Source organism: Ketobacter sp. GenoA1 (assembly GCF_003671475.1).
Taxonomy (GTDB): Bacteria; Pseudomonadota; Gammaproteobacteria; order Pseudomonadales; family Ketobacteraceae; genus Ketobacter.
The window spans coordinates 558,014-569,229 of the sequence record NZ_RCHM01000009.1 but is presented as its reverse complement, the minus strand read 5'-3'; the positions used below and the strand labels follow the sequence as shown (position 1 = coordinate 569,229).

Below are 11,216 nucleotides of genomic sequence, written 5' to 3'. Positions count from 1 at the left end.
TGTTAGCACGATTTAAGAAGAGCAGGAATCAGGGATTTAACACTCGCAGCGGCTGGGATGCCGCTGTGATGCCCTGCTTCCTGCTCTCCGGCTCGATGCTAACCGAGGCGAGGACTTGCGCCCCCGCCCCTACCTCTGAATCAGTCTTCGTCGTCTTCACCCAATTCCGCCGCCAGCATCGCTGCCAGCTCGTCATCGGACAGGTCATCCAACTGATCATCTTCTTCCTGTTGTTCTTGTTGCGCAGAGGCCTCCGTACTCTCTGTTTCTGCATTGTCATTCTCGGCATCCGCCATTTCATCCGGGAACATATCCTGAATCAGGAACGTACTCAGACTGGCTACCGTCGGATACTTGAACATCAGGGTTGCCGGTAACTGTTTGCCGATCAGGGCGCAAAGTATATTACGCAGCTCCACGGCCATCAGAGAATCCAGCCCCAGTTCCTGCAGCGGCTGATTGGGGTTAATGGTGTCCGATTCATCCAGACCCATTACCCGCTTGATCTGTTCACAGATCTTTTCTATCAGCATGGGTGTACGTTCATCAATGGGCGCATCGGCCAGGCCGGCGCGGAACTCATCGGCCATTTTCTGCAGATCGGCGTCCACACCCACACTGGCTTTCACATCCAGTTCCGACAGGAATGCCGGGATTGAGCCTGACATATTGGCCAGTGCCGCCCAATCGATTTCCATCAGGCCACGCTGTACCGGATTGCCTTCCAGCACCTGTTCGAACCAGCCCAGACCAACCTGTGGATCAATCAGGTGTACACCGGAGGCTTTGGCATTGGCTTCCACCTGACTGTTGGCAGCCATACCCACTTCGCCCCAGGGGCCCCAGTTGATGGCGGTGGCCGGCATGCCCAAACCGCGACGGTACGCTGCCAGGCCATCAAGGAAGGCATTGGCTGCCGCGTAGTTGGCTTGCCCCGGCGCACCCAGGAGCGATGACAGAGAAGAAAACAGCACGAACATATCCAGCGGCAGGTCTTTGGTTTCCTGATGCAGGTACCAGGCTCCCGCCAGTTTCGGCGCCATGACCTTTTCAAAACTGGCCATGTCCTGGTTCACCACAAACGCATCCGCCAGAACACCGGCCGCGTGGATAATACCAGCCAACGGCAGGCTGCTGTCTTTTACCGTGGCCATCATGCTGACCACCTGATCCCGGTCACCGGAATCCGCCTTCACAGTGGTAACGCGCGTTCCCTTGGCCTCGATCGCTTTGACGCCGTCAGGATCCACATCGCGTACATCGCGCCGGGCTGCCAAAATGACCTCACCGGCGCCGTGATCAGCAAACCAGTTGGCAAACAGCATCCCCAGGCCACCGGTGGCCCCGGTGATCAGATAGGAGCGATCCGCTTTCACTTCAATGGCAGGGTCATCCCGGTTAATCAGGATTTTACCAATGTGCTTACCTTGCGCCATGTAGCGGAAGGCATCCATTGCCTCCTTGTGCTTGAACACGGTGTAAGGCAATGGCTGGTAGTGACCGGCCTCCACGTTTTCCACAATCTCTTCCATCAACTCCCGCAAGGCATTGGGGTTTTGCAGGGTGACGATGACCAGGTCAAAAGCTTCATAGTATATGTCTTCACGGAAGGCTTTTACGCGATCCTGAGTCCAGATGTCCGCTTTACCAATTTCAATAAAGCGTCCGCCCTCGTTCAGTAACTGCATGCTGGTGGTGATGAATTCTCCCGCCAGGGAGTTCAGCACCACATCCACACCGTCACCACCGGTGACATTGCGAATCTGTTGGGCAAAATCCAGAGAGCGGGAATCGAACACGTGCTCCACTCCAATCTTGCGCAGGAAATCACGCTTCTTCTCACTGGCGGTCGCAAACACTTCTGCGCCGATATGCTTGGCTATATAAATCGCCGCCAGACCCACACCACCGGCACCGGCGTGAATCAGGATACGTTCACCCTTCTTCAGCTTGGCCAGATTCTTCAGGCCATGCAGTGCGGTGGAGTACACCACCGGAATGGTGGATGCCTGATTGATGGACAGGTTTTTCGGCACCCGGCAGGTGAGCAGTTCTTCGGAAATGGTTTGGGTACTCATGCAGGACTCGGTGAGCGGTACCATGACCACATCACCCACTTTAAAGTCCTTCACCGCCGAGCCCAGCTCGGTTACTTCACCAATACACTCGCCACCCAAAGGACCCGCTTCACCAGGGTACACATCCAACACACCCATTACATCGCGGAAGTTCAAGCCGGCGCTCAGCACTTTCACAGCCACTTGGGTGGAACCCAGCGTACGTGGCTCGAACGGTACAAACTTGAGATCTTCGAAGGTGCCTTTCTTCTCGATAATCAGGCGGTAAGGCGCTTCGGGAATCGGCATGCCCGCTGCTTCTACAGTGGTACGTGCCAGACGCGCCACCAAACGGCTGCCGCGGCGATAAGCCACCAGTTTTTCACCACCGGCCTGCAGCATCTCCTGGGCCAGCGAGCGGGCCGCGCGGGCATCGCTCTCGGCATCCACATCCACCAATACAGAGTTGTATTCGGAATGCTCCATATCCAGTACTTTACCGAAGCCGATCAACGCGGTATGCGCCGGATTCACCTGGGTATCACTGCGCTGTGCCGACACCCCGTTTTCGGTTACACACCACAGGCGTGGTGCGCCGGCAGCAGACATGAGCTGCAATGCTTTCAGCATGTTCAGAATGGGCGAGAAGATACGCTTCTGCAGCCCCATGACGTCACCATCCGGTGCCGCCTCCGGTGCCACATACACCAAGCCTGCAACCTTATCCAAACCACCCACTGCGCCGATGGTTTGCATCCATTGACCACCATCTTCGGGGTTGAGTGTAATGTTGTTGCCATCCTGGGTGTAGGATGCAGCCGCGTCACAACGGATCTGCCAGGCATTGACACCCTCCTGACCATTCAACTCCGCGGCAATGGCGGTCGCCAGATTGCCACCTTCCCCAATCACCAGGAAGGTTCCGGCCAGGGGTTTGACTTCCTGATCCGCAGGTATGGCCTGGGTTTTCCAGTGCACATCGTAATGACCGGCAAACGGGTCTTTACTGATGGCCCGCAACAGCGCTTCTTTGGGTGCCCGTTTACTGTGCAGCGTGTCCACATCAATCAGGATGTTACCCTGATCATCGTACACCTGGATGGTGTGCGAGTAGCTCTCCAGAACTTCGTTGGGATCTTCCGGCGGATTCTTGATCTTGACGTGACACCACAGCTCGGTCGTGGGCTTGCGGAAGAAACGCAGATTCTCCAGTGCGAACGGAATGTAGATCGCATCCACTTTGGAAGCATCGAAGTCTTCATGCATGGCCGCCAGGGCAGAACTCTGGAAACAGGAATCCATCAAACCGGGATGGATCATATATTTGCCCTGTTCAATGGCGGATTCCGGCAAACGCAAACGCGTCAGGGTTTCGCCGGGGCGGCGCCAGAAGCCGGCAATCCACTGGAACTGTGACCCCAGCTGATAGCCCACCTTCCACATTTCACCGTAGAACATGGAGCCTTCATAGCTGTGGGTTGCACGGGACTTGATCTGCTCAATGTCTTCCGGGGTCAGCACCTGGGTTGAATCCGGGTCAGCACAGGCGGCCACGTTCATGCTGGCGTGCATGGTCCACTCGGTCTCGCCGGCTTTCTCATCACGGCTGAAACCTTTCACTTCATAATCGTCCTGGGCAGTGTCCGGTAATTTCTTGAAGCCGTAATGCAGGCGACGTTTCTGTCCTTCTTCCAGAATGAACGGTTCGGGGAATACCACGTCATCGAGTTTCACCGGTTTTTCACCGTAGACATCCCGCGCGCACAGTATGGTATTGGCCACGTGGAAGGCGCCCGGCGCCACCACCACTTCGTAGAGACGGTGGTCATCCAGGTTAAACGGATGGCTGACACCGAAATTATTCTCAAAGAAGTAATCTTCACTCATCGGTGAGTGCAACATGGTCAGCAGATTCTCAGTGACTTCGCCCATGGCAGCACCACCGGTGCCAATACCATTGTCGTTGTCGCCCAACCAATAGCGCTTGCGATCGAAGGCATAACTGGGTGCCGCCACCCGCTGGCGACCAAAGGGCTCATCAAAGGCAGCCCACTTGATATCCACACCCAGGGAGTACAGCTGCGCTGCCGCCATGTTGAACTGGCGCTCGGCGTTTTGCTTGGCCCGCAGCGTATGCACAAAGCGACACTTTTCCGTACCCAGGATCTGGGTAGCCAGGCCGGTCAAGGTGGATCCGGGGCCGATTTCCAGGCACAGATTGGTTTTCTGCTCCGTCAGCTTGCCAATGGCATCCACAAACAGCACCGGGCGTTTCACATGATCCACCCAATATGCCGCGGTGGACATTTCACCCTGGTTGAGCTGGCCACTGACCGTGGAGATGATATCCAGCTTGGCCGCCTGATAGTCGATGCTCTCCGCCACCGCTTTGAACTCATCCAGCATGGCTTCCATCATATTGGAATGGAAGGCATGGGATACGGTCAGCAAGCGGGCGTCGATATCCTGGGCCTTGGCTTTCTCGATGATGGCGGCAATACCAGACTCAGTACCGGATACCACGGTATTACCCGGCGCATTGCACGCCGCCACCTGCACGTCAGTGACTCCTTCCAGCAAAGCATCAACCTTGTCCCGAGTGGTTAACAGCGCGGCCATGTCACCGGTTTCACATTTTTCCACCATCAGCCGGCCACGGGCCACAATCAGCTTCATGGCCTCTTCCTGGGTCATGATGCCCGCCAATACTGCAGCGGCGTATTCACCCACACTGTGGCCCACCATCACGGCAGGCTTCACACCCAGACTTTGCCAATGGCGCGCCAGTGCGTACTCCAGCGCAAATATGGCAGGCTGCGTGTATTGTGTGTCATCAATCTCAGCAGACCGATCACCCCACAGCAGTTCCAGCAGGGACGCACCGGTTTCCTGTTCAAACAACTTGTCACAACTGTCCAGGTGCCCTTTGAAGGCCGGATTGGTGTCATACAGCTCTTTTGCCATACCGGCATACTGTGAACCCTGTCCGGTGAAGAGCCAGGCCAAACCGGTGACCGGCTCGCTACCATCGCCTTTGAAGCTGGCGGCCACGGACACGCCTTCGGCTACCTGCTTCAATTTATCCACGGCTCCGGCTTTATCCGGCGCCACAACGGCAACCCGATGTTCAAAGTGCTGGCGGGCGGTGTTGGCGGTGAAGGCAATATCCGCGAAGGCGGCTTCCTGGGCATTCAGATTGTCGTTCTGCAGGAATTCGGCATAACGCTTGGCCAGCCCCAGTACCGCGCCTTCGGTTTTACCCGAGAGGGTCAACACATGGCTGTTGCGCTCGACGGCGTTGATCAGCTCTTTACGTTGCGGGGCTTCTTCCAGAATCATGTGCACATTGGTGCCGCTGAATCCGAATGAGCTGATACCCACCCGGCGCTTGCGTTCACCGGCTTTCCACTCACGGCTTTCGGTGGGAATGGTGAACTTACTGGCATCCACTGCAATGTGCGGATTGAATTTCTTGAAATGCAGATGCGGAGGAATTTCTCCGTGCTGCAGTGACAGCGCGGCTTTCATCACGCTGGACACACCGGCGGCGGACTCCAGGTGACCGATGTTGGTTTTTACCGAACTGATGATCAATGGATTATCACTGCTGCGATTGGCGCAATATACCGATTCCAATGACTGAACTTCGATTGGATCACCCAAAGGCGTTGCGGTGCCATGGGTTTCCACCCAATCCACATCGTCCACGGTGAGGCCGGCATTGGCCAGCGCAGCACGAATGACGGTTTCCTGGGACGGCCCGTTGGGAGCCGTCAAACTGCTGGAGCGGCCATCCTGATTGACGGCAGAACCCTTGATCACCGCTACAATATTATCACCATCGCGCTGCGCATCGGACAGACGCTTGAGTGCCAATACGCCTACACCCTCACCCCGAACATAACCATCCGCGCTTTCATCAAAGGTCTTACAACGGCCTTCTTTGGACAGCATATGAGCCTTGGACAGGGCAACAAAGGTTTCCGGCATGACCATGGCATTCACACCACCGGCCAGCGCCATATCGCATTCGCCGTTACGCAGGCTTTGCGATGCCAGGTGAATGGCCACCGCCGAGGAAGAACAGGCGGTGTCGATGGTCATGGTGGGGCCCTGCAGGCCCAGGTTAAAGGCCACACGACCGGCAATCACGTTCAAGGCATTACCCGTGGGAATGAACATGATGTCTTCTTCCCGCGCACCGGTTGCACAGGCGCGGATGTATTCGTTGGCACCGACACCGACGAACACGCCGGTACGGGTTCCGTTCATGGAATTGGGCGCGTAACCGGCATTTTCCAAAGAACCCCAGGCAGCTTCCAGAACCAGACGCTGCTGCGGTTCCATGCTTTCGATTTCCCGCGGCGCAATGCCAAACAACTTGCCGTCGAAGGATTCAATATCGTCGATCAAACCCGCCGACAACGTGTAGGTTTTGCCGGGCGCATCTTCGTTCTTATCCAGGTACTGTTTGAGATCCCAACGCTCGCTGGGTTCGTCGTTAATACCACATTCACCGTTCTTCAGCAGATTCCAGAAATCGCCGGGGCCATTGGGTGCCATGGGCATCTTGCTGCCAATACCGATGATGGCAATGGCTTCGCCATGGAATGCACCGGCTGCCACCGAGGCCGCTTCACTTTCCTCACCGTACAGGTTAACGGCAAAGTATTCGGCGATCTTGTTGATGGTCGGGTAGTCGAAGATCAAAGTGGCCTTCATGGCCTGCCCGGTATCCCCTTCCACCTGCTTCTTGATTTCAAGGGCCATGATGGAATCGATTCCCAGATCCATCAGCGGCATTTCAGGGTCCACCACCTCTGTATCGGATTTGCCCGTTACCCGGCCAAACAGGCCTTGCAGATAACCGACAATGTGCTCCTGTCGCTCTTCCACTTCCATGGGAATGAGGGATTTGAAGAACGCCGACTTTTCGCCGGTCACGCCGGACGTGGCCGCCAGGTTGCGGCCCAGGGTGCCGAACAGGGGATGTGCGCGACGCATTTCAAGAATTTCGCGGAAACGGCTCCAGTCAATGTCCACCACCGTCTGGTGAGCATTGCCACCGGTCCAGGCTTTGGTCATTAACTCAATGGCGGATTCCGGATCAAAGGGTTTCAAACCACGACGCTCGGCTTCTTCGGCGGCGTCCCCGGTGGCCATACCTGCACCACCCCAAGGGCCCCAGTTAAAGCCGGTAGCCGGCAAGCCCTGAGCCCGACGGTAGTCCACCAGGCCATCGAGGAAGTGATTGGCTGCCGCATAGTGGGCCATGCCTCCAGAACCCCATACCGAGGCGATGGAAGAGAACACCACAAACACATCCAGCTCAAGATCAGCGGTTGCGTTATGCAAATTGAGAGCGCCTTCCAGTTTGGAGCGGGTCACGCTTTGCCACTGTTCAAAGGTCATTTCATGGGCCAGGGCTATATCACTGATGCCGGCCGCATGGATAACCCCTTTCAGTGGGTTGGCGGACTGGGCCAGTTCGCCCACCAGATCCGCAACCGCCGCTGCGTCGGACACGTCCACATTGGCAACGGTAATGGTGACGCCCTGCTGCTGTAACTGAGCAATCTGTTCAGCCCGTTCGCCTGCCAATGATTCCAGGTGGCCGCGCCGGCTCATAAGCACCAGATGCCTGGCACCGCTGCGGGCCAGCGCATCGGCCACATACAGGCCCAAACCGCCCAAACCGCCGGTAACCAGATAGGTGGCTTCTGCATCCAGTTTCACAACGCTGGAAGAAGGCAGGCGATCCTGCCCCAGGCGCAATACACTGCGCTCAGAGCCGCTCACGCGCACCACGTCTTCCACAGTGTTGGCCGCTAATTCAGCGTAGAGCCCATCGCCCTGCTCCTGCGCACTGCCACTGAGGTCCACAATACCACCCCACAGTTCACCGGCTTCCAGGGCAAAACCTTTGGCGAAGCCCAACATGGGATAGGCCGCCAGGTTGATATTATCAGCACCGTACGCGTTCTCACTGACACACCAGATTCGCGCTGGGTTGCTGGCATCGCTACCGGCAATAATGCCTTTGGCAGCGGCCATGGCGGCGTGGATCTGACTGTGTACCACACCGGCCACATCATTCAATTCCGCAGGCATGGCAGGTGCTACCAGAATCACCGGCAGAACCTTACCGGCCTCCTGGGCTTTGGTCTGCAACGGTGCCACTGCGGCCTTGATCGCGTCCGCGCCGGTGTCTGTCGCCAGGCTGACAACATTGGTTTTGGCTTGCAGTACTTCAAGCCAAGCCGGGGCATCACCAATCACCACCACATCATCAAAGTTGGCCGCTTCTGCTTCCGGCAATTCGTTGGCAAACCAATCGGTGTTATACAGCAGACGGGCGAAAGACATACCGGCTGCCTTGCTGTAATTACCAATGCGAATTTTATCCACCCAGAAACTCTGTTTCTGATAAGGATAAGTCGGTAAATCCACCCGGGTGCGGTCACCACCGATGAACAGGTTTTTCCACTTGATCGTGGCTCCGCTGCAATGCAGACCGGCAACCACTTCAGTCAGGTGAGCACTTTCCGCTGCATCGCGATCAACGCTGTGCAGATAGGTGATGGGCGCCGTGGATTCCACGCACTGGGGCGCCAGCTTCACCAGGTTGGCACCCGGACCGATCTCCACGCAGGCCTGCAGTTTCTGCTGACCCAGCTCTCGCGCCGCATCCAGGAACAGAACCGCATCGCGCACATGCTCAACCCAGTACTGTGCATTCTTTACATCCTGGGTTGCAGTTTTACCGGTTTTGCTGGAAATAAAGCGAATTCGGGGGGCTTTCAGTTTGACCTGCTCGACCACCTTGCTGAATTTATCCAGCATGGGTTGCATCATGGGCGAGTGGAACGCATGCGAAACGGTGAGCAGCTTGGCCTTGATGTTTTCGTCGCTCAGTAACGCCACAGCCTGCTCTACCGCGGGCTTTTCACCCGAAATAACGCAATTGCGCGGGCCATTCACTGCCGCAATATCGATCACGCTGTCCAACGTTTCAATCACGTTGCGGGTTTCCTCGGCACTGGCAAACACCGCAGCCATGGCGCCACGCTCACACTCACTGGCCATAAGCCGGCCACGGGCACAAATCATTTTGACGGCGTCTTCCACCGACATCACACCGGAATACACCGCCGCGGCATATTCACCGATACTGTGGCCGGTGACACAGGCCGCCTGCACACCCAGAGAGGTCCACAACTGGGTCAACGCATATTGCAAAGCGAAAATGGCGGGTTGTGTGTATTGAGTTTCATCCAGCAGCGCGGTGTTATCACCCCACATGATGGAGAGCAACGGCTGATCCAATTCATCGCTCATCAGCTCCGCGACTTTATCCAGCGCGTTTTTGAACACCGGGAAGCGCGCATACAGATCCTGCCCCATACCGGCGAACTGAGCACCTTGTCCGGTGAACATAAAGGCGATTTTGGCGGTGTTGGTACCCACATCATTGATCTGGATACCGGTGGCATCACCGTTTTTCAACAAGCCATTAAGTTTGTCAGCAGCATCCTGGGCCGAGCCGGCCAGGATAGTGGCGCGATGGCGGAAATGATTACGCCCGGTGGCCGCAGTAAAACACACATCGTTCCAATCCTGGCCCTGCAGGGAAGGCATGGCCAGTGCATCAGCGTAATTCTGCAGGTAGGCCTGCAACGCATCTTTGGTTTTGGCGGAAATGGTCAGCAGCTCAGGTGCAAACTGGGTGGCGGGTTTTTCGTCATTAATGTCTGATGGAATCGGTGCCTGCTCCACCAGAATGTGGCAGTTGGTACCACTGAAACCAAATGAACTCAAACCGCCAATGCGGACCGGGGCCTGCCACTGACGCTGTTCAGTGGGTACTTCAATGGCAATGTTGGACCAATCAATATAGGGGTTAGGTGTAGAGTAATGCAGATGCTTGGGAATGGTCTGGTTGTGAATGGACAACACCAGTTTGATGAAGCCGGCCACCCCGGCCGCCGCTTCCAGGTGCCCCATGTTGGTTTTGATGGAACCCACCACCAGTTTATCGCTGCGCTCTTTACCATAAACGGTGTTCAGCGCGGCCAGCTCGATGGGATCACCCAATGGGGTACCGGTACCGTGAGCCTCAATATAGGAAACCTCTTCGGGTTTCAAGCGCGCATCTTCCAACGCCGCACGCAATACCTTTTCCTGCGCCAGCTCGTTGGGAGCGGTAATACCCTGACTTTTACCATCCTGATTAACGGCCGATCCACGCACCACAGCCAATACATTATCGCCATCGCGTAACGCATCCGACAGCCGCTTCAATACTACGGTGCCGCAACCTTCACCACGGACGTAACCATTGGCATCGCCATCGAAGGTTTTACAACGGCCATCCGGTGACAACATGCCGGCACGGGCAAAAATCATGGAGGTGGTAGGCTCCAGAATCAGGTTGACCCCGGCCGCCAGCGCCAGATCCGACTCGCCTTTGCGCAGGCTCTGCACCGCCAGATGAATGGCTACCAGTGAGGAGGAACAGGCCGTATCCACCGACATGCTGGGGCCTTGCAGGCCCAGCAGATAACTCAAGCGTCCGGATGCCACCGAATGAGAATTACCAGTGCCGTTATAAGGCGAGATGTCTTCCAGGCTGCCGTATTGAGCCTGCATATGGGAATAACCCATATGGCAAATACCGACGTAGACACCGGTCTTGGTACCCATCAATGAATCCGGAGCAATACCGGCGTGCTCCAGCGAATCCCAGGTGGTTTCCAGCAACAGTCGCTGCTGCGGCTCCATCAGGGTCGCTTCTACCGGTGCAATACCGAAAAACTCGGCATCAAACTGATCTACATCATCCACCAGGCCATTGGCTTTGGTGTACAGTTTGCCAATCGCCTCCGGATCGGGATCATAAAAATCGTCTCCCACCCAACGTTGATCCACCATATCCACAATGGCGTCCTCGCCATTTTCCAACAACTCCCAGAGTCGCTCCGGGCTGTTGGCACCGCCGGGCAGGCGACAGCCCAGGCCGATAACGGCAATGGGTTCGTGTTTTTCTTTTTCCAGCCGTTGAACCGAATCCTTCGATTTTTTCAGTTCTTTAAGAGCCTGTTTTAATAACTTGGCGGTATCGGTGTTGTTATTGTTGGACATAGTAACCCCGTGAAGTGT

1 protein-coding gene is annotated in these 11,216 nt (G+C 56.3%); it reads right to left on the bottom strand.

The genetic code is table 11. From position 1 onward, the window contains the following. Positions 1–140: 140 nt before the first annotated feature. Complete coding sequence (locus D9N13_RS03960) at positions 141–11,198, bottom strand: type I polyketide synthase (RefSeq protein ID WP_290586141.1); 11,058 nt, start codon at positions 11,196–11,198, stop codon at positions 141–143. Positions 11,199–11,216: the final 18 nt, after the last annotated feature.

Excerpts from the sequence above, each read along its gene's own strand:
- D9N13_RS03960 (WP_290586141.1), bottom strand. The coding sequence starts at position 11,198 with ATGTCCAACAATAACAACACCGATACCGCCAAGTTATTAAAACAGGCT.